General features: G+C 32.4%; 20 protein-coding genes. 12 read left to right on the forward strand and 8 right to left on the reverse strand.

Going from position 1 to position 25437, the window contains the following annotated elements:
- Positions 1 to 1276: 1276 nt before the first annotated feature.
- The 4 genes from NFRAN_RS13850 to NFRAN_RS08870 all read right to left on the reverse strand — a co-directional run bounded on the left by NFRAN_RS13850 (position 1277) and on the right by NFRAN_RS08870 (position 5714).
- Entirely contained in the window at positions 1277 to 1450 is a 174-nt protein-coding gene (locus NFRAN_RS13850) for a hypothetical protein (RefSeq protein WP_172602236.1), read from the reverse strand.
- A 1284-nt stretch (positions 1451 to 2734) separates the two neighbouring features.
- Positions 2735 to 3376 (reverse strand): universal stress protein, encoded by a 642-nt coding sequence (locus NFRAN_RS08860; protein ID WP_134484651.1) that lies wholly within the window; start codon positions 3374 to 3376, stop codon positions 2735 to 2737.
- A gap of 1154 nt (positions 3377 to 4530) precedes the next feature.
- The gene (locus NFRAN_RS08865) at positions 4531 to 5136 is read right to left on the reverse strand and encodes a hypothetical protein (protein ID WP_134484652.1); all 606 of its coding nucleotides are present in this window, start codon (positions 5134 to 5136) and stop codon (positions 4531 to 4533) included.
- 344 nt (positions 5137 to 5480) lie between these two features.
- A complete protein-coding gene (locus tag NFRAN_RS08870) occupies positions 5481 to 5714 on the reverse strand; it encodes a hypothetical protein (protein ID WP_134484653.1) in 234 nt (77 codons plus the stop codon).
- Positions 5715 to 6007: 293 nt separating this feature from the next.
- Between NFRAN_RS08870 and NFRAN_RS08875 the strand changes: the two genes are divergently transcribed.
- A complete protein-coding gene (locus NFRAN_RS08875) occupies positions 6008 to 6274 on the forward strand; it encodes a hypothetical protein (protein WP_134484654.1) in 267 nt (88 codons plus the stop codon).
- 780 nt (positions 6275 to 7054) lie between these two features.
- A complete protein-coding gene (locus tag NFRAN_RS08880) occupies positions 7055 to 7636 on the forward strand; it encodes a hypothetical protein (RefSeq protein ID WP_134484655.1) in 582 nt (193 codons plus the stop codon).
- A 688-nt stretch (positions 7637 to 8324) separates the two neighbouring features.
- On the opposite strand, the gene NFRAN_RS13855 is transcribed toward NFRAN_RS08880, so the two are convergent.
- Positions 8325 to 8474, reverse strand: coding sequence for a hypothetical protein (locus NFRAN_RS13855; protein ID WP_172602237.1), 150 nt, complete (start codon positions 8472 to 8474; stop codon positions 8325 to 8327).
- Positions 8475 to 8609: 135 nt separating this feature from the next.
- Here NFRAN_RS13855 and NFRAN_RS08885 point away from each other — a divergent pair, with 135 nt between their 5' ends.
- Together NFRAN_RS08885 and NFRAN_RS08890 are read left to right on the forward strand one after the other, a co-directional pair.
- Entirely contained in the window at positions 8610 to 9494 is an 885-nt protein-coding gene (locus NFRAN_RS08885) for an SDR family oxidoreductase (protein WP_134484656.1), read from the forward strand.
- Positions 9495 to 9893: 399 nt separating this feature from the next.
- Positions 9894 to 10523: a hypothetical protein gene (locus NFRAN_RS08890; protein ID WP_145988061.1), complete on the forward strand. Its 630-nt coding sequence runs from the start codon at positions 9894 to 9896 to the stop codon at positions 10521 to 10523.
- 1265 nt (positions 10524 to 11788) lie between these two features.
- On the opposite strand, the gene NFRAN_RS08895 is transcribed toward NFRAN_RS08890, so the two are convergent.
- Entirely contained in the window at positions 11789 to 12064 is a 276-nt protein-coding gene (locus NFRAN_RS08895) for a hypothetical protein (protein WP_134484658.1), read from the reverse strand.
- Between the two features lie 2627 nt (positions 12065 to 14691).
- On the opposite strand from NFRAN_RS08895, the gene NFRAN_RS13860 reads away from it, so the two are divergent.
- Positions 14692 to 14883: a hypothetical protein gene (locus NFRAN_RS13860; RefSeq protein ID WP_134484660.1), complete on the forward strand. Its 192-nt coding sequence runs from the start codon at positions 14692 to 14694 to the stop codon at positions 14881 to 14883.
- Between the two features lie 189 nt (positions 14884 to 15072).
- On the opposite strand, the gene NFRAN_RS08910 is transcribed toward NFRAN_RS13860, so the two are convergent.
- Positions 15073 to 15681: a DDE-type integrase/transposase/recombinase gene (locus NFRAN_RS08910; protein ID WP_134484661.1), complete on the reverse strand. Its 609-nt coding sequence runs from the start codon at positions 15679 to 15681 to the stop codon at positions 15073 to 15075.
- Between the two features lie 101 nt (positions 15682 to 15782).
- On the opposite strand from NFRAN_RS08910, the gene NFRAN_RS08915 reads away from it, so the two are divergent.
- The 3 genes from NFRAN_RS08915 (at position 15783) to NFRAN_RS08925 (ending at position 19273) form a co-directional block, all read left to right on the forward strand.
- Positions 15783 to 16232, forward strand: a complete 450-nt coding sequence (locus tag NFRAN_RS08915; RefSeq protein ID WP_145988062.1) for an ATP cone domain-containing protein — start codon at positions 15783 to 15785, stop codon at positions 16230 to 16232.
- A 609-nt stretch (positions 16233 to 16841) separates the two neighbouring features.
- On the forward strand, positions 16842 to 18230 hold the full coding sequence (locus tag NFRAN_RS08920; RefSeq protein WP_172602238.1) for a sialidase family protein: 1389 nt from the start codon (positions 16842 to 16844) through the stop codon (positions 18228 to 18230).
- A 204-nt stretch (positions 18231 to 18434) separates the two neighbouring features.
- Positions 18435 to 19273 (forward strand): IS5 family transposase gene (locus tag NFRAN_RS08925; RefSeq protein WP_134485554.1). Its coding sequence is split into 2 segments (ribosomal slippage): positions 18435 to 18768 and positions 18768 to 19273, totalling 840 coding nucleotides; the frame shifts between segments, so codons are not numbered across the junction.
- Between the two features lie 219 nt (positions 19274 to 19492).
- Here NFRAN_RS08925 and NFRAN_RS08930 read toward each other — a convergent pair.
- A complete protein-coding gene (locus tag NFRAN_RS08930) occupies positions 19493 to 20446 on the reverse strand; it encodes a UDP-3-O-(3-hydroxymyristoyl)glucosamine N-acyltransferase (RefSeq protein WP_134484664.1) in 954 nt (317 codons plus the stop codon).
- A gap of 2041 nt (positions 20447 to 22487) precedes the next feature.
- Here NFRAN_RS08930 and NFRAN_RS08935 point away from each other — a divergent pair.
- From NFRAN_RS08935 to NFRAN_RS08950, 4 genes are all read left to right on the forward strand, one after another.
- Entirely contained in the window at positions 22488 to 22706 is a 219-nt protein-coding gene (locus NFRAN_RS08935; protein WP_134484665.1) for a CbtB domain-containing protein, read from the forward strand.
- A gap of 42 nt (positions 22707 to 22748) precedes the next feature.
- Positions 22749 to 23468 (forward strand): CbtA family protein, encoded by a 720-nt coding sequence (locus NFRAN_RS08940; RefSeq protein ID WP_172602239.1) that lies wholly within the window; start codon positions 22749 to 22751, stop codon positions 23466 to 23468.
- A gap of 384 nt (positions 23469 to 23852) precedes the next feature.
- Positions 23853 to 24632 (forward strand): sialidase family protein, encoded by a 780-nt coding sequence (locus tag NFRAN_RS08945; protein WP_134484667.1) that lies wholly within the window; start codon positions 23853 to 23855, stop codon positions 24630 to 24632.
- A complete protein-coding gene (locus NFRAN_RS08950; protein ID WP_134484668.1) occupies positions 24629 to 25270 on the forward strand; it encodes a hypothetical protein in 642 nt (213 codons plus the stop codon). Before NFRAN_RS08945 ends, NFRAN_RS08950 begins: the two co-directional genes overlap by 4 nt.
- Positions 25271 to 25437: the final 167 nt, after the last annotated feature.

Consider the following 25437-nt stretch of genomic DNA (forward strand, 5'->3'; position numbering starts at 1 on the left):
TAGATCCCGATCACAAGTTAAGCACCTAATTAATTTTTAGGACAAATCTATAAAATCATCCATCAAATATTGGTTTGAGTGACTTCTGGAGCAATTAAAGATCAAATTTGATTCATTTTCGGGTTTAGACCTAAATTCATCCATATCAGATATGTATTTTGCATCAAAAATTATACCGCAAGTTTTGCATTTTAACATCAACATAGGCATATTATTTCTTAAAGCGCTAAACTCCTTATTAACTTCTATATTCTCCAAATGGTGTGATACTCAGTTAGTTTTTGATTGTTAATCTTGGTTTTACTTTTTACTTTGTAATGGTGAGTATATAGTAAATTAAGGGTAGATATAGTGGATTTTGTTGATTTTAGTGTTAATTCGATACACCGCTTATGATTCGCTAAATGTGACATCACCTCCTTTGATATTTTAAATGTAGATATCATATTTGCAAAACAAAAAATATACCAATGGTCTACTGATGACTATCCTTTCGCTTTCTAATGTTGTTGCAGTCAGTAAGATAGATGACCAAGCTATGAAATGCTTTGTAGTCATATAACCTCTCATATTGTACGATAAATTAGTGTAAATGAAGTTAGAAATACAATCAAAAGACGCTGAAAAGGATCAATTGGCAAGAAATAATATACATTTGCTATCAAAAAATCTAGTTTTTGGGTAACTTGGGTGGTGGGGAACAAAACTACCAACGAGGCCGATTCGGATACATTTCCTAACTCTTTTTAACAAGCAAATTAGTTTGTCTGATAATAATTTAGAGGTATTCAAGATGGAAATACGGATACGGCAGGAGTAGTTTTGGAGATTATAAACAAAATTTTGATATTTCAAAATCAATAGTAATGCAAGTTAATGATAACAATAAAATAAGCGATCTGGATTGGAGTGAGTTTGTTTAATTTTAAGTAAAAAGCATCTTAACTGCTAGATCAGATTATGTCATACCGTATAGCAACGAGACTAGGTGAATATATATTTACTATTTTATGGTAAATAAAATAATGATATGGTCTGATGACGCACCTAATATTTATTACAAAAAGAAGCTAATCTTCGCCCAGATCTCTATTATGAATTATGATTTTTTTGATGACAACAAAACGATCTCAATGACCATAGATTGCTTAAAATTGTGCAATTCAAAACTGTGTAGTCGCAGGTTAGTATTGGAGACTTGACGATAAAGGTAAAGAAACATCAAGTAGCATAAAAAGCACCAAAATAAAGTGACAATTTCTTGAATCCGTAAATGTTATTCATAAATATGAGCTTCAAAATCAATCTTTTTATTTGTCTTAAATATTTCCTTAACACTACCATCTGGATAAAAGGGTATAGTGGTAGTAATTCCAGTAACAATATCTTCAACTGATCTGGAGATTACGTGATTTACTTGTCTTGACTCAACATTGTCATTTGAACTCAACAATCAAAGTGATTGTTTGTAATTATTTAAGTTAGCTAGATACAAAAATACCTTCAAAATCGTAAAAGTCGCAATTCCAATCTAACTCTTCTTAAAGATGATGCTAGTTGTTTTTACAGACTTCAAATTTATGATAATTCGTTTGTTTTGATGAAATAATCGCAAGTAATTATACCAAAAAATAGTAATCTTATATTATTGAAAGGACCTCAATGTTCTTATACTAAGAAATATACTTGATTATATGAGAAAATTAATAGAAGTAATCAGCAAGAGAAACCAAACTCAAAACCCTAAGAATGGCACTACCCGGATTAAAAGCAATGCCGAAGGGGTACGATATATAGAGGCCTTTCAAAATGGTAGTTGGAGATTTTTGCGTAATTATTAGCTAGTTAATTCCATTGAAAGGAAATAATACGCTATTCTTTCTCAATAGATGATTAAAAATCGATTTATATTTCTATAGTCGGACTTAATTGGATTCTAATACCAAAGAAACAGGTTTTTGAATGGTTTTGATATTCTGAATATGGAGACTTAATTACTAACATTTCGACCTATTCTTTATCATTTTTACCTTGATGAAATTTTCGTTTTAATTTACCATTTCTGGGATTATATCGTAATCTCGTGCCACAGCAGGGACAAAATACTGATACATACCTAGCAATGTAAATTTCACAACGTTAACACCGTTTTTGTCCTTTTACGTATCTACCTCAATACGCCCTTTCACATGACTTTAAATCTAGTACATAACCCTTTACAAACCATTCCGATAATAACCAGAATACATAGTGATTTTTAAACCATGAATTTGTTTATCTCTGCATGTTCATCCACTAATGCCTTTTTTCCGATATATGAACGTCTAATGATCTTTATCGCTACTTGTGTCTTAGAAAACAAAAAGACGTCAAATTGGCTCGGTGGGCTTCAGGACGATATTGGTCCTTTTTCATGGATTCTGATCTTAGTTATGATTTTGGCATATTATTTTGTTTCAATCAATACAATGTCTGTAAAATTATTGTTAAAGCTGGTTAAGCAAGTATTCGGAAAGAATCGGGTACCTTGTTAATAATGGACAGCCCTTTTTGTTTAATAATAAAGTTATGGTGTAGATTGGAAACACAAAAGTTTTTTAATTCTGTTAATTTTGCTCATGATAATATTAAACTTTGAAGAGTAGTTCTACAATAGCAATTTGAAGGCCCGCTTATTTTTACAATTTCGACTACTCAATAAATGAAAATATATGTTTGATACCTTACAAAAGAACTAATGCAATAACAGGACAGGTAATTCAACCTTACTAATTATCTTCCTTGTTTCACTAAATATAGATTTTATCCAAGAATCCATATGAGATGAAGAAATTATGAGTAAGTCGTAATTTGATTCGTGTGTTTCCTTTACAATTTCATCTACTATGAATCCAGTTCTAATTTTATAAGATAATTTATTTTTAAAACCAGAGTTTTCAATTTCTCTAATTTTATTTTCCATCGACTCTATAATACTACCTTCTACGTTTACTGAATAGTTCGAATTACCTGTGATGAAATCGTTAGCCAGTTTAGAATTTGTTGTTTTTTCTACTTCGGATTCGCTTTCCTTCTCTATTTTATTTGATATATCTATAGATGAATTTTCTAATTTGTCGATATTTTCTAATACCTGCAAAATAACAATTTCTGCTTTGGTAATACTGGATAAATAGATAGAATAGTTAATTGCCTTATCAGATTTCTCAGTTCCATCATAAGTAACTAATAACTTTTTAAAAGAAGGAACAGTTGATTCGTTTGTTAAATTAGAATGACTCTTAACTGTAATTAATTCATGTTGTTTATTGTTATTGCCTTGAGAAGGAATAATTTCTGAATCAGGTACAGAAGTAATTTCATTATTTAAACCCATATTATTTATAGATTAACATGCTATATATAGGAAAATAAATTACGAATAATTGCAACCTCATATTGATTGTCATATATATTAAACAGACGGATTAGGGTCAGGTGGTTGTAATATTTAAATTATCATGTAGTTTACTAGAGGATAGGATAGGGTTCCAGAATCCGAGTTTTCTTTTTCTCATATTTTACTAAATCTATTATTGTCATAAGATATTAAATCGTCATCACAAAATATTACTTCCTAACTCAACCTGGTTCTTTTTTTTCGACGGTGATATTTTGATAAATCAAAATCCACATCTTATTGAAATGACTGATATAAAATTAGATGGTCTAGATTCAATTAATTCTAATAACTTAGAAACATATTGTAATACGAATGCTCAGAAAACTTCTCTTCTATAGATGATTTCAAAAACTTGGTATTTTGTTGTGTAATATGTTTATTGGTAAATCAAAAATATCTAAAATTAAAGTCGATTTATACAAGAATTTTAAAAAATATCCTGGTAGCCCAAAGGTTGATTGAGAATACCTCGATGTTATTCAGTTTGATTAATTACTGTATGATGGTTCGTCCTAATCTTTGTAGCTACTTGGCTCATTTTGGTCATCATTACTTGAATTTTGATCTTCTAAACCCATCTTCTTAGATCTTTTCTGTATGGGATGGGGTCTTTTGATGGATCGGTTGACATTTTATATATTAATTTAACAAACTATTTAACACACGTTGGTTGATGTAATCTAACTCAAGGCAGTAGAGGTCAAGTCCTTATTAAACACCACATATTCATTTTTAGTTTAAACCAGACGCGATCACTCAATTTATCTTGAAGCGATTTTCCTACTTTCTTATTTCAAGAAAATAGTAATATATTGTTAATAACCATGCTATCTAGGTAAGATGTAGAATTAATTTTAATTACTTTGTCAGTTTTAATCAATGAAATATTTTCAAATAGATGTCTATTTAATAAATTTCCAAGATAAACTTAACATCTACTGAATTTCTGCACAATAGCAAAAAAACCATACATGACGGTTTACAAAATACCTACTGGGGAGATATTTGATTATTATCATTAATAGAAAGTAAAATAAAATAGGATTTTGAATACTGGCTTTTTGTATTCTTGTTATCTTTTGGCCCTCTTATTGAGTTAATGAAGTTACAATGCCATATAAGGGAACAGTGAATATGCCTTCTGTTTCTTCGTGACTTAATGTTAAACTTGCAATATTCCCATTAAATATGTATAGTGTAACTGGAACATCGGAAAATGCTGTTTCACCATTAATTTCTATATCTGCAGTTCCTGTGAAGGATGTATTATTACCATCTAACTGTATTACATCACTACCAGAAGTATCCAAAGGAGCAGCATCATCAATTCCATTGATAGCAAAAGTACCATCTACATTTCCACCCAGTGTATAGGATGTTGCATGCCATGTAAAGTTCTGTAACTGTCCATCTGCAACAGTAAAGCTCCAATTACCTCCAATTACCGAACCTACTGAGGGTCCAAGAGATGATTCATTTTGTGATGTTTGGACTTGTGTTATACTTGGTGGTAATGTAAGTATTTGGCCTGTATAGCCGGTTGCAGAGAAACTATCAGCGGCTTCGGATCCTTGAGCTACAGCATACTGAAAAATATTGCTGTTGCTTCCAATTGTTAAGGTGCTTGTCAACAGTATAGGAACCAAAAAAGCTGTTGCTATAGTAGTATTGCTAACTACTCTAAATTTATTCATAGTATATAAGATATGATCATAAAAGTTTATCTAGATAATCGTATCGCATATCAAAATTAGAGTAAACTAAGGAGTTTTAGAAGTCAGTTAGTATTCAGCTAAAGATAGTATGAATTTTAAATGGATTATGATAAAAGAACAATGGCTTTTTTTCCACCATTTATAAAAGACGTATATTTCAATTATGCAAAAAATACTATTACGATTGGATACTATTAATTTATTATCTTAATGTTATGCTCAAAAATGAAGCTGGTATTTAATCAATAGACAGTTCTAAACTAAAAAAAAGAGTATTATCATTTGTTGATTTTATCTGCGTGTTTTTTTTCTTTAGTTGCGTATTAACATCCACAGAGTGGACAGCATGCGCTAAGTACAATCTCTCTAAATTCTTGAATCTTGTCTTTAATCTGTTCTTTCTTTTCAAAAACCTTTTCTTTAATGTTTGGACTGATCGAATTGTCATTCAGTAACGCGTTACTTCCAGGAATAGGTATTGACAATAGCCCTGTGATCATAACTAATGTAGTTGTATATACAAACATTTTTCTTGTTGTTTTGTTATTAAGTTTCATATGATGTTATAATTTAGAAAAATTCATATTTTTATGATGGGTAAATTTAAACTATGCCATAATAAAATAACAATATGATAATATAATGTTCTATTAATTTATCTTGTGTCATAATTATCATATATATCCGATTTGTATTTTTGTTAGATGGGTGTAGCACCAAATAATCTAAATGTGCTATAATAAATTAACCCCTTTATTGTTCTATAATGTGAGTGATGACATAAGTTAAAATCAAATCAAATTATACTTGCCTATAAACTATGTTAACAATAAGAAATAAGTAGGTCATTTTGGATAGTTTATTAAAATCAGTATTAAAGCGTCAGATGCCTTATCTTATAGGAGGCACAATAACTGGAACAATTATGGCTTTTTATTATGGATTCTTGTTTGCTATTGTCGTCAATAGTGTTATTTGGTTTGTTATTTCCACTCTTGTCAACAAGTATTATTGGAACTATACCGGATTCAAAGAAGAATTTCAACTTGTTTCAAAATATATTGGACGTATAAAAAAGAATAAGAAATCGAATAATGGTTTTTTTGTTAAAGACTAATAACACACCGAAGGGGTGGATGCAAAAATACATTTCTCCTCTAATGATGAGGGTACTAAGAAACTGGTAATTCAGAAAATTCATTAAAAATCCGAAATGCGGTAACATATTAAAATAAAACGAATACAAGTATTCCTTACCCAAAGTTTAGATCTTGAATTGTAAGGCAGTGTAGATCTAGATAGCTACAGGGGAGTTTTGAAATATCAAAAAATTCTGGTAAATCAAACAATCAAGATATAAGTAGATGTTCCTTTATTTTATATGATTGCATAAAGATCAATAGGCGCTTTCAATGACTTTTTCTTGTTGGTTATTATATTAAAAATAGAAAATGTGAGTATTTCGTCGGAGAAGATTAGATTGGGTATTTCTAGAAATAATTGTATGGCCTTGCAATAAAAACATATCAGGGGCATCATAGCAATGGATTAGAGAATTATAAAGGACATTCTTCAGTAGTCTCAGAAAATCTGTAAGTAAATTCATTCGGGAACAAATTTACCAGATCATCATGTAAAAGGGATACCATACATATTTCGATACCTTCTTCGTTAACCCTTTTAAAAGGGTCCGAGGTTTCTCTTAATCCCTTACTTCGATATATAAGTCACATTTCGAAAATAGAGATCAAAGGTCATAATCCATATCAAGTTCTGGGGTAGAGTGTTCCTAAATAAATAGTTTAAGATCTAACTCTAATATTGCAAGATTTTAAGATTATAAGAGTATGAGATTTGGTGAGCAAATACTATATAATTTTAGTAGAATGTAAAATTGATGTATAAATCAAATAAGAATCTAAATAGTAAAGAAATAAAAATTTTGGCAGGATTACTCCTGGGTTTCTCGATGGTCACAATGATACCGTTATCTGAAATGGTAATGGCGAAGCCTGTATTTGACGGTACCACATTGGGACAAGGTTGTTCAAATACATACGATAAGATAATGAATTTAAGAGCTAAAAAAGCTAATGGTTCACTAACTCAGTCTGAAGCATCTGAGTTGGGAAATGCCGAAAGTAGTTACAACCAGATCTGTGCAGGTATATATGGACCATTACCACCAAGGACAGCAAATACCAACGGATGGGAGAACACAAATAACGGAGGAATATACGTCGAAGATAAGTCACAATCAAATCCCAACGTATGGCAACCCACAAATAACGGAGGAATATACGTCGAAGATAAGTCACAATCAACTAATAGTCCTGAAACAGAAGGCGAACCTCGAACCGATGAGAGCGGAAGTCAGACTCCCGATGATCCGCAATCAGAAGACACAGAATCCGAACAGGATAATTGTGTTGAGCTAAAGGGCTTATTTACGAAACACTTTGAAAAAGTATGTGACTAATCTTTAAGAGAGTAGAGATAATTATCTACTCGATAGTATATGATTAGTTATCTTAGACGTCAATTACCATCCTTTTTTTGAAACAATAATAATGTAAAACAAATTTGATAACCAAGATACTAGAACCAAACATTTCGGTAAAATTTAAAACCTTGTTCTGTGTGCTACCAATACCATAGTTGGATTCAAATAGAATTTAAAAAACATTATTAACAGAATGATTTGTTCCATATTAGCCAATCTGTATTAACAGGTTAGCTTAACAGAGTTCGATTCTGATCGAATATACTTTTGAGAATGTTGAAACATATGAGTATCACTGTAAGCTACACCATGAAATGGTAGGAAAGATGGTTGTAACTTGATGATGATCTCTTAATTGCTCTGTTATGAATTTCTAATAAAGAAAAAATCGATATAGTTTGAATTAATAATGATCTTGCTCTTTATATTTGATGTGAAAAACTTGTTCATTATATCCTTAATAAACAAACATACAATGGATATACTTTATCATTGATCTCTAGAGTTACCTACGTTAGGAATTGATATTTCGTTTTCATTTAAAGCCTAAAGACCTTCGTGTTGGCCTCCTAACGCATATATATATTATCTCTGTAGGCTGCAGCAGCCAAACCAGATCTCACTACCTGCATAGCGGGTTGAGCTGTCCATTGAATTCCGACAGCTACCCAGATTGAGCAGATTGAATAGCTAGGAACCTTGGCTCAAAGAGAGAAGATGTAGCATTTTCCTCCTCCTCCTCCTCCTCTTTTGTCACTTCTACATGCTGTTGTTGATGAACATGTACTATTACACTTATTGTAGTAGAAAACATGAACATAAACAAGGCAGCACCAGAATACCTAGTGAAAGAATGTAGAGACGATTCCTTGGAGTAAAGTTTTGGATAGCGATGGATTAGAGGACAGAATCAACTCAGTTATAAATAATATGTTTTAAATAATTAGGTATGACCGAAACGATTCTCGTAATCGGTGCTACTGGAACATTAGGAAGCGAAGTTGTAAAACAATTATCCAATAATTCAACTAACTATTTAATTAGAGCAGCAGTTCATTCAATTGATAAAGCAAAAGAGATAGACATTCCACGTGTGAATCTAGTTCAAATTGACTATAACAAGCCCGATACTTTGAATAATGCTTTTCGTGGAGTTGATAGACTTTTTCTTCTAACCCATCCTTCTCCTAATACTGTTGAACAAGAGTTCAATATTATCAATGAAGCAAAGAAAGTGGGAGTCAAACATATAGTGAAACAATCAGTTATGGGGGCTGACGATGATGATCCAAAAGTGGAATTGATTCGACTTCACCGTGAAGCAGAAAAACTTGTAGAGGAATCAGGGATTGAGTATACATTCCTACGACCAAATGAATTTATGCAGAATTTTGTAACTTTTCACGGTCCTACAATTAAGAATACTAATTCTTTCTACTTGCCGATGAAAAACGCAGAGGTAAGTGTAGTTGATGTTCGTGATATTGCAGCTGTTGCAGTAAAAGCACTAACTGAAAAAGATCTAGCGAATGTCAGTAACAAGGCATTTACAATAACTGGACCAAAAGCTTTGTCATATAATAAGATGGCAGAACTACTGTCTAATGCTACTAATAGAAAGATTGAATATGTCAACATATCAGAGGAAGATGCTCGGTCCGGAATGAAAGAAGCTGACATGAATGATTGGCTTATAAACGCATTATTAGAGCTAAATGGATACTTTAGGGAAGGACATGCCTCACATGTCACTTCAATCGTTGAAAACATAACTGGGAAGAGTGCAAGGACTTTTGAGGAATTTGCAAAAGATTATGTAGATTTCTTTAGGTAACATGCTATAATTTTCTTTATACCGGAACACATAGAAATTTTGGTGAAAAAATAAAGCATTAAAGAGTGTTAGCCTTCCATCTTCTAATAGCGGACTTTATGGAATGAATTAATTTATTGAATCACCTTCAACAAATTTATAGAGTAATAACATTAATAGCCTCTATTTTCTCCTTATAACATAGTATTGTTCAGTAATCGAATCTTCTATTAAAATAAAACAAGTCGCTAGCAATCAAACTGCCTTTTTCTGCTAGAGTGACAATAGGCTCAACAAAAAGCTTATCTAATTATCTTTTTTTGTCTATTTATACACGAGGTCCTATTTAGACATGATTATGTCAAAAGATTGTGATCAAAAGGTGAAAATCTTATTAACAATTCTTTTTACAACAAAAATATGCATATACGCATAGTAATGAATCTGCTTTTGACGGCTTTTGTTTTTCTATTGTCTACTTTAGTTTTTGTATCCGTACCTTCTTTTTCTACATTACGTGGACAAGTAAATACTCTAGAAGAAAATATGACACTATCGGAAGCTAGTTTTCAGTTTATTCAATCCTCTCAATCTGGTTCGCTTACCCAAATTAATGATACTACGTATTCACTTGAACTAAATCAAGTGGCAGACAAGACCATATCGTATTCGGATCGACCATGTAGGATTATAGAGACGATAGATACTTCAAAGTTTGTTGGTAATTGGCCCAATGGAGAAAATAGTTTTGCAATAGACCCACCTAATGCAGTCTTGATTGTTTTAGATAATAATCATTTAGCAGAAAGCCAACAGGATATAGCATTAGTCGAATTATTTAGTCCGGTCTACGATGAAGGTGGTAATGCTTTAATATATTATGTTAGACCCATTAACGGAACTTCGATTGATTTACCTATCGAATTTGGACAGTCTACAATGATAATAGATCGTGCACGGCTTCTTCATTGGACCCTCGGTGCTGATAGAGTAGCAACTGAGTCTGAATTAAGTCTGAATCATACAGTGTATCATCCAAATTGCAAATAGGATTTCCAATCATATTTCTATAGAACTATCTTTACTAATGACCATTTTTTCGATCCACTATATAATACCTATCTTCTCTCTATATGACTAGTTCATGTACGAAATTCAGACCTTCAAAACCTTACACATGACTCGTTTTCTAATATGTATTAATTGCTCGATCCTTCATTTGGTCCCTTTTTGAATACTGATGAAATATGTTGGAGAAATAAGAATCAAGTAAGTCTAATCCTTTTAAATCGAGAATTCAGGAGAGAATAAACAGCTATAAGAATTAGTGCAGACTCTTTTCAAAGTATCATTTCTATAAATAACCAAATCAATTGATTCTGCAAATCAAATCATTGACATCCTAACAGACAATAACCATGACAATGACAAGATAGTTTGTGATTTGAAAGATTCAGAGACTAAACAAGTATCCACCTTAAGACAAATTCTTAATTGTTAGACGGAAAGGAAGGAGATGATGGGTCTTGCATTATAGGCAGTGGAATTAGCGATGCAAGACCTATATGAAATTACACGAGGTGTGATGGAAATTATAATTTCAGGTTTAAAAACAAGATATATCTCGAATCATGTTTAAATATGGGCTAAAAATCTTACAACGCCAAAGTTATTTTTATAATCATATAATGAATTCAGAAAATCTGTTACAAGAATTAGAGAACTATACAAGATCAAATAATGGTGGCCCCTATCCACTGAATTATTGACCAGATGTCAAATTTGTCAAAGGGTCTTAACTCAATCTATATAAGGATCGATGCTAAAAAATCTTTCAAAAAGGTGGGTCTTTACTGTATCACTTGCGATATTTATTATTCACCTGACTTTCAAAAACAATATGCTTTCAGACCAGTCATAATCTTTATTGTATCCAAAATCATACGGGTCAGGTAGGTTTCGAAGCCCTGAGGCTATGAGAACTGTTAATATAATAAATATCTGTTGAATAAGGTGAGCATAGCAATAGACGATAAAGAATGCTTTGCTAAGATTCTTATTGATTAAAATGTAGATATATTTTAGGTTCATTCTCTAGCAAATCCTTCTACTTTGGTTCATGAAATATTGGTATCCATAAGGTCAGGAGGTGGCACAATACTCACAACTTTCAGCAAAATCAAATTATACTTCTAAACATCTTTGGTATTTTTCATTTTGGAGAATTTGATCTGGCGCCATGTTAAAGGTTAAATGTACTATAAAAAACCATTTATCTGAATGATACTCATTGGAAGATCATGTAACTACAATAATTAGTTTTGAAGTAGTTCTAACTTTATAGCCATACTACGATGTTTTATTATATCATTTCTCTGTTTTTCAGATAAGAGATTAAAATCTGTTTGATTATAACCACAAATGCCATTGTATGCCAGGTCAGTAAAATGAGTGGGTGATGAGGTTTCTAATTCTACCAATTTTTCTTTTTGTGATTTATAATAAAAAGCACCTACATCAGCTATGACCGTGAGACCATACTTGCCTATTTTAACAACTTTTTCTATTATTTTTCTTCTAGAATCTATCACAGGCTCTCTCCCAAAATACTCTTTTAGGGGATCACTAACTATCAGTGTTTGGAGATTTTCTTCATTTTCCTTAAAGTCGGTTTCGGTATACCTTTTACAAAGATGTTCTTTAACTGAACTTTAAGTCTCATAAAAAGGATTGATAATAATTATGCTTTTTGCGTTTTCTTCTTCCGCTAGTTGTCTTTTTATATGACAAGAGTAAAATTTTCTAAAAGTAGCCAAATTATCATATATAACCAGGCAATGCAGACCATAATCTGAATTTTTTGGCACTAGTCTGATCACTGCCTCTTCCACTTTAATCTGTAGCATAGGTTTATTATTTGCTATAGTAATTTCAGACGTCTCTAAATTTTTCATCTAACCGCATTTCTCATCTTTTGATGTTTTCACTCGCGGGTTTCAATAAATATTTTTTTAATTTGCATAAGGAAAATGAGATATTAGGTTTATCGAATTTCTGAATAATTTGTTTGATTATAATGTATTTATTTCAAAAATAACATTGTTAGAAAAGTATGTATTAACTTGATGCACCTGTTACCAATTTCGAATATGCATACATGTTTATTTCGAACTAAGAAATTATAATAAGATGTTATTTTGAAGGCAATAGATACCACCTAGCCCTTGACAATATGTAATTTCACAAAAGAGCAATATGAAGTAATAAACGAGTTAATTGGTGTATATTACGTATGGCAAAGTTTGCTCAATAAGTTGTTTTTTTGACACAGCTCTGATTTAAACTCAAACAACGTTACCTTAAAAAAGTGCAGTAGAAAAGATCGATTTATAGCACAACAGATACAAAAACCATTTGCACTATATATAAGAAGATTGAGAAATATCTTGAAGCGATATAATTATCATATTGTAATATTATCAAGATAATAATTTTGAGATAGGCTTTAAACCAACTCTAATGATTCTCTTCTAGTTTATTACTTTGTATCTTTTGTTACTACGACCAAATTTCGGTTATAAAAACCGAGGGTTATATAGCTTCATGCCTAAAATTTAATATGTTTGGAATAACAATGCTTTTAGTACGTTTGACTGATTATCTTCGTGGTCGCAAAGATAAAATGATCTGCACACAGTGCAGGTATGTTGCAAAGGATGAATATGAACTCGACTTCCACATAAGACAAAGTCATAATAAATAAAGTATTTTTACTTGTACTTTTGAACGTTAATTTATTGAAAATTTATCGTTATTTTTGTCAGATGCATATTTATACTTCAAATTCAAGTATTTCAGGATTATCGGAGTTTAAAAAGAAGATATCTTTTAATTATTTCAATGTTATCTTTAGTAGATCCTGAAAGGATTTATCGAATCTCATGTCTTTAACTATATACGCGGATGATGCACCTAAATTCATCTTTCCATTTTGTCATGATGTGTTGCAACTTGAATCAGTCAGTCGTTAAAGATTTGATGTTTCTGAATACTCATCCTCTGAAATTACTCTAATACTATAAATTTCAATTTTAAAAAATGGACTTTAATCATACACTTTTATTTTCAATTAATGTGAAATGGATTTAAATTTAATTACGGAATGTGAGTTGAGAATAACAAAGTCCAATCCACTTCACATTGATTCTTGAATTTGTGTACACAGTTTGGTATACTCTAAAGAGTATGATTGTATCTTAGTTATAGTTTGTGGTACAGATATCTATAAAATACAATAAATCAACTATGAACAAAAATAATAATAATAACCAGTCAGAACCACAACTTATTAATTGGGATATTTAGATTGAATCTTTTACTACTGTGATAAGGGTCAAAGTTAAGAATGGATATCTCTATCAGGTTTGTTATTTGCATTACAAATATCAATATGCAAAGTGGACCTATCGATAGTAAAATATGGGAAGTGCTATCGAGATCCACTTCACATTGTATTGGATCAAACTTTTCGTGCACTCATAAGTGCACAGCCTGTATTCACAAATCAATTAGTTATTATTTGTGGTACAGATGTCAAAATTTAGAGTGAATTATTTGTCAATTTCAGACAATATCTTTTGCTGTTTCATCCCTCTCAGGAATTGGATTAAATTCTATATTTGTAGACATCTTCCAGAATTATCAGTATTTGGTCAATATGCACAAAACCTTTTAGATCAAGTTATTTAATGCAAAAAATAATTATCTTTTTCTTGTTATATTCTGATCATAATACTTGGTTTGCTCAGAGAATCGCAACTTAGTTTATAATTTTCATTTTAGAGATCTATAGTGTCTCTATGTTGAGGGTATTAAGTATCTTTTCTCTTTCTTCTAAGAAGGCAAAAATAAAAATTTACGCATCTGTATTGAAGTAAACTAATTTTGCGTAGGTAATAACAACAACAGGTGATATTTTTGTCATTTGAAATCCTGATTGCTTGGATCTTCATATTTGCTTAATTAGTCATGCTCTATAGTACGTTTCTTATGATTGATAAATATTAAACAACAGAATGTAAATTGTTGATAAAAATGATTCTAGTACCATTTAATAGTTAAAGTATTCGCAAAGGTTTCTAACATATGCTGTAAATTCAGCAAATCTAGTTTTTCTAAGTAATAAGTATAGACCTATGTTAAAATTCTTTTATTACATGTGATTCAGGAACTACCTATCACTAGATCTTTGTTTGATGAATCACTTAGAAACAAAAAAAGTAGTTCAATAGCCACACTAAGCGAACATGCTTTAGCGATATACAAACAAATGGAAGATAACAATAAGAATACAATGCAAGAAAAAATAGATGGAATCGGATCCATAGATGAGTTAATTTTGAGTGTGTAATAATCTGTTATAGCCCACCCAATTAAATAGCCAATTATGCGAAAAATAATTAGGTGAGGTGGACTTGTTAATTATGGGAAACTACGGGTTAGAAGGACTAGCCAAAATCAAGGGATTGGTAAGTGTATCTCGGAAAGTGTCAGAAAGGTATCTGTCCTATTAAGTTAATACGTTAAAATCTGGCTCTGTTCAGTTAACATGTTTTATTTCTCTGTTATGATAGTCAATAAATAACCGCAACCAATTGTGTACATGCTTCAACTTACAATTCTTTACTCTGCAAGGAAAATAGTCATCGAAACTTTCGGTTCTATCCTTGATATATTGCATCGTTCTTTCGATTACACTTTTCTCGTAAGAGGAATGAATATGGTGATCGAGTTTGAGAAACTGACAAGCCATGGGATACCAAGTCCCACCATCATCAGTCGAAACTGGGTGCTTTCCATGAACTTTGATCAAATTAGAAAGATATCTTTCTGCAACAAACATGTTTCTTTCCTTAGAGATAGATAGTGCGAGAATTTGTCTGTTTTTAGGCTCTATTGCTACCCATAGCCAGATGTATTCTGATCTCACCTTTAACATCGTTTCATCTACAATATACTCCAGAACCTTTCTTCTGCGTGACTGCATCTTTTGGGGTTTGTACTTTTGAATCCAGTTCCAGATGGAAACATGATTTCTTTTGAAAAGTTGAGATAGTCTTTCGGAGGCTCTCCTGAGAGAAAGACCTGAAAAGTATAGATGTAGTGCATAATATACATACTTTGAAGGCGTTCTGTTTCTAGTAAGCATAAAAGAAATGGAATGCTTTCAAGCTATAGGATTATCGTTAACTGAACAGAGCCGATTGTAAATAGCTCATTGTTAAATATTATCAAGACAATAGTATTTTGATGACCGCAGATGCCAATACAGAACAAAAACGGTCAACATTTTACCCCTTATCGGAATTGACCGTTTTAAAAAGAAGTGGGAATTCTGAGAAATTTAACCAAGAAAAACTAGCCAGGGGAATTACAAGAGCTGGTACTCCATACATGCTTGCTAATGATATCTCAAAATCAATTACAAGCAAATTGGCCTCAAATCCTCATATCGATAACGTCATTCTTTCAAGTAAACTTCGAGAATACGTTTCAACAGAGTTGAGACAGAGAAATCAAAATACGATCGCCGAATCGTACTTGGGATATAGCAAGAATAGCGTTACATCTATTAGCGAAGAGCAACTAAAAAATAATAAATACAACTCCAAGGTATCCCAAACTACAAACACTCGTCAGAAGCAATTTGCAAAAGATAAAGATAATACCTCTGGAAGAAATACAAAAAGAGGAATCTAGAAAATAATCTAGAATTTAATGGATGTGTTAATTTATCTTTTATTGAGGGAATAGCAAAACTCTTGATTGATATCTAATATGAGCTATGTCGATGAAACTCATGTGGATACTCAGACATTCTTGCTATTGCTGGTTGTTGTCAATTCTCTTTGATGTGATTTTTTCGGCCAGATTGGTATAATTGTGGTGGTAACAGCTACCACAATGACTATAGACGTATAAATATCTGTGGATAAGGTTCCAGTTGATATGTCTACTCCAGCAACAATAAGTCTACATCCCCTCGGGACACCATATTTATTTCAACTCTCATTGATCTTGTCTAGTCTTTAAGAAATAATATGGTGATAATCCAAATCCCAATAATATTGTTGATACTGATGTCGCTATAATTATTCCTGCAATGAATAACATATCTAAATTGATACCTCAATCTTTTGAAAAAGGAATAGAAAAGGTAGAAAATGTTTTCCTATTTTGTATAATTATAAGATCAATCTTCTACTTCTAGTATTGTACAATAAGGCTTAAAAGAATATTCAATCTCTATTGTTATTGTTGAAAAACAAAATAATTTGGCTACTGATTATGTCTCTAATTGTGTCTGTTATGATTTTAGGAAACCATTCGTTATTTGAATACTCTGAATCTCGATTAGCTTCTCCTCAGGTAGTTACTACTTATAACTTTACTCAAGGACATAACCCGTCTGTTGCCGTAAATCCCAACACTGGAGAATTGTTTGCTGTATATACTTTAACGGAGAATAATTCTACAAATATTTATATTACAAAGTCTCAAGATAGTGGTAACTCATTTAGCATACCAGTACGTATTAATGACAAACCCGGAGATGCTGCCGATACATGGAACACTATTCCGATATGCTTTGGTTCGAATAATGAAGTGTATGTTGCATGGATGGTTTCTAAGGAAGATCCAGACTTTCCATACGGGATTACTGAATTACGTGTATCCAGGTCTTTGGATGGAGGGAATACCTTTTCACCGGCTGTCAATCCCGTAACTGGTTACAAAAGTGAAAAGGCATTCTTTGATCTGAGTGTGACTGGGAATCAGACACTTTATTTGTCATTTCTTGATAGTCTCACAAATGAATCTGGTACAAGAATAATTGATTACCCTTCAAGCTTTAAATTGGTGAAATCGGTTGATGGAGGAAAATCTTTTGCCTTGCCTTCTACCATTGATAATCAAAACTGTGTTTGCTGTCAAACAGTTTCTGCAGTGGGTCTTGATGGAGAAATATATTTCTCATGGCGAGATTCCCAGTATGAACAAGATATTATTCCCGTAGATCCAAATAATCCATACAATTATGGGTTTAGTAATGGATCTCTATTCGATGATTTTGACTATGAAGACTATGAGACTATTCGAGATATAGTAGTAAGACATACAGTGGATAACGGAACTGGCGAGGAGTTTAGTCCTATTACAAAAGTTAGTCAGGATAAATGGTATATTACTGGTTGCCCTGATGCTGGACCTGGTATGGCTTTTGACAGCGTGGGACGCTTACATGTGGCCTGGTTTACCGGAAGTAAAACTGCTCCAAATGGCACAGGTTATTACTATGCCTATTCAGACGATAAAGGTTTAACCTTTAGCGAGTCTATCCCGTTGTTAACTGATGAAGAATTTATTCCTCCTACACAAGTTAGTGTAGGAGTTGACAATAGAGATAATGTGTGGATTACTTTTTCTGATCAGAGGAGTTCAGATGTAGTTAGATACTCTGAAATTAGGGATGATCATCAGGGTAAAGTTCATTTGAGCATCGTAGACAATGATCATCAAGTGATATTTAACAGCTCAATAATAGATGGACAGATACATGAATTGGTGGATCTGGCAGTAAGTGGTAACGATGATGTTGCTTTCATTGCTTACCGAGATGGAAATAACGCCAAAATTTCTGTGGTGACGGCCAATATTGCTACCAATACTACTCTAACAAATGATAATTTTGCCTAGTCTAACACCTGCAAAAGGTAACAGTTAAGGTAAAACCCGTTATCTTTTTTCGTCTTACTGAGAAATTGTGATAGGTTATTAAAATTTTCTTTATGTTTAGAACCTATCCCAAAATTCGATAGAAATATAGCTCCTTATCTGTCTTGGTAAACCGTGATCTGTGTCCAGACTAAGGAAGACAAAGCAAAACACACTCTTCCTACTATCAGAAGGATTCCCGATGAATTATGGGACGAGTTTAAGAAGATACTGCCTAAAGAAAAGCCTCCAAAAACTGTGGGTAGACCGATTATTCCATATAAACAAGTACTGGATGGGATCCTTTACGTTCTTAGAACGGGGTGCCAATGGAAGATGCTTCCAAAAGAATATGGTTCAGGTTCTACCTGTCACAGGAGATTTCAGGAGTGGAATAAACTGGATGTATTTAAAAATGCATGGATCAAACTATTGAAAGATTATGATGATAAAATTGGTCTCAACTGGACGTGGCAATCCATAGACAGTATATCCATAAAGTCATCTTTAGGGGGGCCAAGACTGGAAATAATCCCACAGACAGGAGCAAACTAGGCACAAAAAGACACATTTTGACAGAGAAGAAAGGTATTCCTCTATCGGTTGTAATTTCACCTGCTAGCACTCACGACATCAATCTGGTAACAGATGTAGTCGATAATACAGTAATAAAAAGACCAAAATCATTATCCAGATCGAGACGACGACGACGACGATTACAACATCTGTGTCTTGATAAGGGATACAAATCTGCAGAGGAAGAACAGGAATTAATCAAACGAGGATATGTTCTGCACATTCCAATCAAGAAGAAAAAAGGGAAGAAAGGTGAAATTGGCAAAGAAATATCAATGCCAAACCGTAAGAAATATTCTTCCAAGAGATGGGTTGTAGAGAGAACGAATTCATGGCATAACAGGTTTAGGAAACTCTTCACACGATATGAAAAGAAGGATGAAAACTATCTTGGTCTAGCACAGTTCTCTTGTAGTATAATCATCTATAGAAAGTTAATTTTGGGATAGGCTCTTAATTATCTAAATACTTCATAAGACACTTCACCTTTAATATATTCATAGATTTGTCACAAACTAAAAACTTACATCTTGATTTATGGTATAGAATTACAGAACACTTGATTTCTTGCTAAACGTCGTACGATGAATCATTTTGTAAGCTCAGATTATAACCTGATGATCAGTAAAACCTCTTTATTTCAAAGAATGATTATGATTCTGTTCTTGTCACTTGTGATATTGTCCAGCCATCAAGAATAGTTTCTCCTTGTTTATAGTTATCTTATTTTTTATCGATTTGGCTGGAACACCTGCAACTATATCCTCATCATCAATATTGTTTATAACCGAACTACCAGAACCAACAATAACCTTGTTTCCTATTTTTAATTTATTTTTCACAGTGCTGTTTAATCCAAACCAACAGTTATTGCCTATTGTGGTACTTCCTCCTATTATTGTACCTGCAGTTAATTCAGTATTTTTACCAATGCTTACATTGTGAGCAACATGACATAGTGCGTCTATCTTTGTACCCTGTCCTATTACTGTATCAGATAGAGAGCCGCGTGCAATTGAACAGTTAGCATATATTTCAACATCGTTTTCTATAATTACCTTGCCGTAATGAGGAAACTTTTCAAGTTCCAGTGTATCAGGGCATCTTTCAAAAGCAAAACCATCATAGCCTATTGTGGTGTTTGGTTGAATTATGCAGCCATCACCTACTATACAATTTTGTAGATTTACTTTGGATTCAATCATTGTGTTGTCTCCTATTATGCAATCTTTGCCAATGACAACATGGTCTCCAATATAACAATCTCTACCTATTTTTGCTGAATCAGCTATTGTGGCTGTGGGAGATATTACACCTCCCACTATTACTTTGTTGGATTCTAAGTTAGTACTACGGGTAATCCTTTTTGCAATTCTGGTAAATTCAAATCGTGGATTATCTACAAATACAAGGACCTGATTCTTTTTCTTGTTGGGATGAATACGTCCTATCATGCTTTTTTTACAAAGAATAACACCAGCATTTGACCTAGCAATGGCTAAAATACCTTCATATCCATCGTATGAACAAAATACCAGATCATAAGTTACTCCTTTAGATATTGATGAAACGTATTTTACTATTTTTAGGCTTTGACCTTCAATAATATAACCTGACTCAATATGTTATACCAGCGACTCTATCGTTCATTTAGTCATGTTGTGTATTATCTCAACGATTGATATTTCTTATATCGTTATTAGTTCATTCTACTAATATACTAATACATATTTCTAAATTTACTACTTTTTAGTTAAATAAAATAAGACTTTGTGTATGTCAAGATATTCTTGCACTATTACCGCATTCTAATATCGCGATCTCATATCATTTGTAACAATACAGTAGTAAGTAACGACTAAAAGACACACTATCATTCTAGTCATTACTCATTACTGAAATGAAGAGGCATTAGCATTTAACTCTGTACATGGTTTAGGTCTTTGTTCATCGTAATTGCATTGCTATTGTTTATATAATTTCTTGTACATTCGTTGAATGTATGTATGTCTTTTATACCGTTAAACTAAATTATACAAATTACTAGTCGGGGTTAAACAGGCAATCGCTTTAATGGTAAATATATTGAGCTTTCAGTTCTTCTATTGTTGTACCAGTTGCCTTTTAACTATCTGGTTATATGTAACTTCATTACTTAAAAAGAAAGTATATTTAGTTGCACTGCATATTTTATTGTTCTCAATAATAAGGCAAATCTGTTTCTTGCACCTTCTCATTCAATTAGCACTGTAATTCATTATTCTTTTCTATCTCCTTATATGATACAAACGTCGATATCTTTATTCATGTGCTTGCTCTAAATATACCTGATTTTGCTTGCCTTTAGCTAAAGATCTAATGATGGACAAAAATGATGGATTTACTCCTCAAAGAAAAAAACTACCTTATTTAATGGAGTCTGCCAGTGGATCTGATGATAAAACCGACAAAAGGTTTTTTTCTTAAAAATAATTTTTCTAATACCATGTATTAGATATGGGGACTTGTCGCGAATAACCAATTCTGCAATGAAACATTTCTACAATTTATCTGTATTGGAAAGCATTATCTAATAAAAGTAATCTACTTCGAAAATAGCGATGTTACAAGATATTTTCCACATTCAACTCCAATGGAAGAAATCGTTAGGTTAGGATATCTAAAAATGAAAACCTCGATGGAAATATTGATATTCCTTTATACAAAGAAAAAAAATACTCATTTGGTGATATTATATCATATGTAGGTATTGTATCATCACCATCTCTTGGAATTCGAAGAGACTTGATGGGTCAAATATCGTAGCAAGGAGAATAAAGATGAAGGATCAGAATTTTCAGTGAGGATTCCAAAACTTATTAAAAAATTGCTACAGGAGACCAACAACAGTTTACTAGATAAGGATATGGCTAGTTATCTTTCATTGATAAGTGAATTCTAGTATTTTATTAGAATATATTTAATTTAATTTTTTTTAAACGAATCCATACTTTGCTGATACCAAACTGATTGAATTTTATTGATGTGTTATTCTTGTAATTTTGTTGGCTAATATCTTTACATGGACAATGGCATCTACTTCTGCATACCACCTTTTCAGCTGAGTGATTTAATTCAACTCGCGTGACCAGTTGCTGTAGAAAATAGAGTGACTAGTTCATTCTACGAATGAATCATGATCTTTATATCGACATTTGGAGAAGTACTATATGCGGCTCCGTTTATCTAGTTCTCATTAAGAGTATGGATGAACAAACCTGTTAATCCATACTCTTGCTTTATTATTGCTGCAAAATTTAATTTGGTGTTTTTCTTTTCTGGTAGGACAAAACAGCAAAATTACACACTACAATTATTCTTACATTATCCTCGTATCTACATAATGCTTTATCGATCTAATAATTTGTAACTTTGTCATGAAATTGTAAGATGATAGATTGCCAAATTTTTGTCATAATACCACAAAATGTATGTTGTAGATTATAATACGATACATGCAGTTTTATCCATTGGTATGATATAATCAATCTTAAACAATAACTGGCATAAATTATAATGTGTTATTTATAATACTTGCTTGCGATTGATTTGATTGTTATATATTTTAGTATCTTTGGATAAACCATCCAACAATTTATATATATGGATTTATTCTTTCAGAATATGGGTTCTCGTGATGAACTTAGAATTATACAAAAGGATCAGACGCCTAAATTAGCAATTGCAGTCTTAGCAATGATTGCGATAACTAGTATTTACATTGTTGGTTACGATCAAGGACAAATATTTAGCTTGGTTCAGGGAAGTGAAGCATATGATGAAATGTGGATTCATGAATTTACTCATGACATAAGACATGCAGCAGGATTTCCATGTCATTGATGATTGTAAATTAATTTGATATCTTAAAGTAGGTTAATGCATATGAATTCGTACTCTTTTATTTTTATTTCACTTTTTGCAGGAGTTCTAGCTGGGCTAGTATTGGCAAGTATTAATTATTTTGTTGCAGAGCCTTTTATTGATCAAGCCATTGGAATAGAGGTTGAAAATAGCATAGCTGAGGGAAAAGTTATTGATTTTAATGAATTAAATACTTACAGAATATGGCAAAAAGAAGGTACTTTTGCTACAGGTGCACTACTTGGTTTGACATATGGGGCAGTTTTAGGTATCATATATGTCATCTCACGCAAGTACCTCCCCTCATCAGATGATCGAAAGAAATCTCTTGTTTTGGCAGGACTGATGTGTTTGGCCTTATATGTTGTTCCATTCCTGAAATATCCAGCTAATCCTCCTGCTGTGGGAGATCCAGAAACGATTGGATTCAGGGATAGCCTATATACAGCCTTTCAATTGACATCTGGATTAATAGTTGTGGGACTCTGTACCGTGGTGATTAAATTTAGAACGTTCAGTTATCTCAAGTACCTGATCCCCATTTTTTATGTAGGGCTAGTCAGTGTTATATTTTCCATTTTTCCTTCCAATCCCGATGCAATAACAGCACCTATGGACTTGGTCAATTCATTTAGAATGGTCACCTTCGCTACCATGGTAATGTTTTATTTGGTCTTGGGAATAATCTTTGGAATGATGTGGAACAAATATAAACCACATGTAGCAACTCAGATAAATTAGCCCTAATTACCTCATTTTTTATGGGTTGTTCCTCAAGTTTCTTGATACATCTACTACCTCTTCAACTCATTTTATGCTAGGTAATTCAGATATATTCATCTTAGTTAACCATTTTTAATAATTCCTCTAGATTCTATTATTTCTTTTAAATAGGAACAGAAATTTATGTGATTTTATCGAATTGTTTTAAAGTTATATTGATTGATATTATATTTTTGAAAAACAAAAAGCATCAACAACAATATTTCAAATTATGCTAGGTTCGATATGATTCCTCATCTCGTATGTAAATTCCAAAGTTATTATTGAAATAAGAATTAAATGTGCTGTATTCTACGAATGTACCAATATCTTTAAAGTTGTTCAATATATGACTTGAAAGTTATGGTATTTGCTCATGGACTATTGCGATTGATATACTTTTTGATTCATCTTGTTCTGGTAATAGGTATCAATGTAATTTTGATTGTTACCTATGAACGAAGAATATATACACAAGATTTTTCTAATGGGTCATCTTCGACATTTAATAGAGAATCCATCATTCAAATGATGGAAAACAACCTCACAAGTATCGTATCAGGAATAGATTTTAAAGTGCTTAATAATGTAACAGATCCGTCAATAACAATTTCTCCGGTTGATGATACAATATATTTATCATATGCGATAACTGAGAATAATGAAACCAACATCTATCTAGAGATATCGAAAGATAATGGTACTACTTTTAGTAATCCAGTAAGAGTGAATGATAAGATTGGTGACGCAACAATGAATGCCTGGACCAGTACAAAAATTGGACTAAGACCCAATAATGAAGTAAATGTATTGTGGCACGCTATAGACGATTCTAATAAAGATTTTGCTTATGGTACCAGTTCTCTGAGATTTGCAAAATCAACAGATGGTGGGCAAACTTTTTCATTTGTAACTTCTCCCGGAAATAATACCGTTACCGAAAAGGCATTCTTTGATCTTGCAGTGTCCAAAAACAATTCTGTTTATATTTCATACTTAGACAGTTTGTCGAATGTCACAGATTTTAGTATTAGCTATCCATCTGAAGTAAAACTATTACGATCTTCCGATGGAGGAAATTCCTTTGAAAATCCCGTAACTATTGATAAAACTGCATGTGATTGTTGCAAGACAGCTGCTTGACAGACAAAAATGGGGAAGTTTACTTAATATGGAGACATGCTTCCCATATAAACAATCAAACGTATACAAATGGATCCAATCTATACAATTATGAAGGCAAGCTAGAAAAAGGTGTCATTTATGAAGTTATACGTGACATTTATGTAACCCGTTCAAACGACTCTGGAAAGGCTCAAAATTTCTTGCCTGCAGTACGAGTTAACGCTGATAACTGGTACATGAATGGATGTCCTAGTGCAGGTCCTGATCTTGGATTTGATAGTAAGGGGGTACTGCATGTAGGCTGGGTTACAGGAGGTTGGGAAATGCCCGGTACCTACTATGCAAATCCTACTACTACAGATAGCAGCCTGAATTTCAGTGAACCCCTGCCTATTTTGGTAGATAACTGGATGCCTACGAGCGAAATCAATCTTGGCGTCGATGGAAGAGATAATGTCTGGATGGCTACGACTGATGCTCGAGATGACAATTATTCCTATGCATTCCTCGCAGTTAAATCTGCTAACGGAGAATTGTTCAAAAATGGACAATTTGGGATCGGCCAAGATCCTGTCATATCGTCGGTAAAAACAATAACAGGAGTCGTCTGGAAGGATAATGACAATGTCAATCTAGCTATCTTGAAGCTACGGTAAATTTTGATTAGTAAATCATCTCTATCCATATTTGAAATGTCAAAAATACAATAGCCTTTATCCTTTCTCTCTTACAATTGTGAAATCCAGCAATAGTTGATCTTTTTACCACTTATCACAAAAGTCGTCAACAGCTACTTTTGTATTGTTGATGTTATTACTGTTTA

The organism is Candidatus Nitrosocosmicus franklandus (genome assembly GCF_900696045.1).
In the GTDB taxonomy this organism is placed as follows: Archaea; Thermoproteota; Nitrososphaeria; order Nitrososphaerales; family Nitrososphaeraceae; genus Nitrosocosmicus; species Nitrosocosmicus franklandus_A.

Bases quoted from the DNA above. Each gene is read 5' to 3' on its own strand.
- NFRAN_RS08860 (WP_134484651.1), bottom strand. From the start codon at position 3,376: ATGGGTTTAAATAATGAAATTACTTCTGTACCTGATTCAGAAATTATT.
- NFRAN_RS08865 (WP_134484652.1), bottom strand. From the start codon at position 5,136: ATGAATAAATTTAGAGTAGTTAGCAATACTACTATAGCAACAGCTTTT.
- NFRAN_RS08870 (WP_134484653.1), bottom strand. From the start codon at position 5,714: ATGAAACTTAATAACAAAACAACAAGAAAAATGTTTGTATATACAACT.
- NFRAN_RS08880 (WP_134484655.1), top strand. From the start codon at position 7,055: ATGTATAAATCAAATAAGAATCTAAATAGTAAAGAAATAAAAATTTTG.
- NFRAN_RS13855 (WP_172602237.1), bottom strand. From the start codon at position 8,474: ATGTTTTCTACTACAATAAGTGTAATAGTACATGTTCATCAACAACAG.
- NFRAN_RS08885 (WP_134484656.1), top strand. From the start codon at position 8,610: ATGACCGAAACGATTCTCGTAATCGGTGCTACTGGAACATTAGGAAGC.
- NFRAN_RS08890 (WP_145988061.1), top strand. From the start codon at position 9,894: ATGCATATACGCATAGTAATGAATCTGCTTTTGACGGCTTTTGTTTTT.
- NFRAN_RS08910 (WP_134484661.1), bottom strand. From the start codon at position 15,681: ATGCTTACTAGAAACAGAACGCCTTCAAAGTATGTATATTATGCACTA.
- NFRAN_RS08915 (WP_145988062.1), top strand. From the start codon at position 15,783: ATGACCGCAGATGCCAATACAGAACAAAAACGGTCAACATTTTACCCC.
- NFRAN_RS08920 (WP_172602238.1), top strand. From the start codon at position 16,842: ATGATTTTAGGAAACCATTCGTTATTTGAATACTCTGAATCTCGATTA.
- NFRAN_RS08935 (WP_134484665.1), top strand. From the start codon at position 22,488: ATGGGTTCTCGTGATGAACTTAGAATTATACAAAAGGATCAGACGCCT.
- NFRAN_RS08940 (WP_172602239.1), top strand. From the start codon at position 22,749: ATGAATTCGTACTCTTTTATTTTTATTTCACTTTTTGCAGGAGTTCTA.
- NFRAN_RS08945 (WP_134484667.1), top strand. From the start codon at position 23,853: ATGGTATTTGCTCATGGACTATTGCGATTGATATACTTTTTGATTCAT.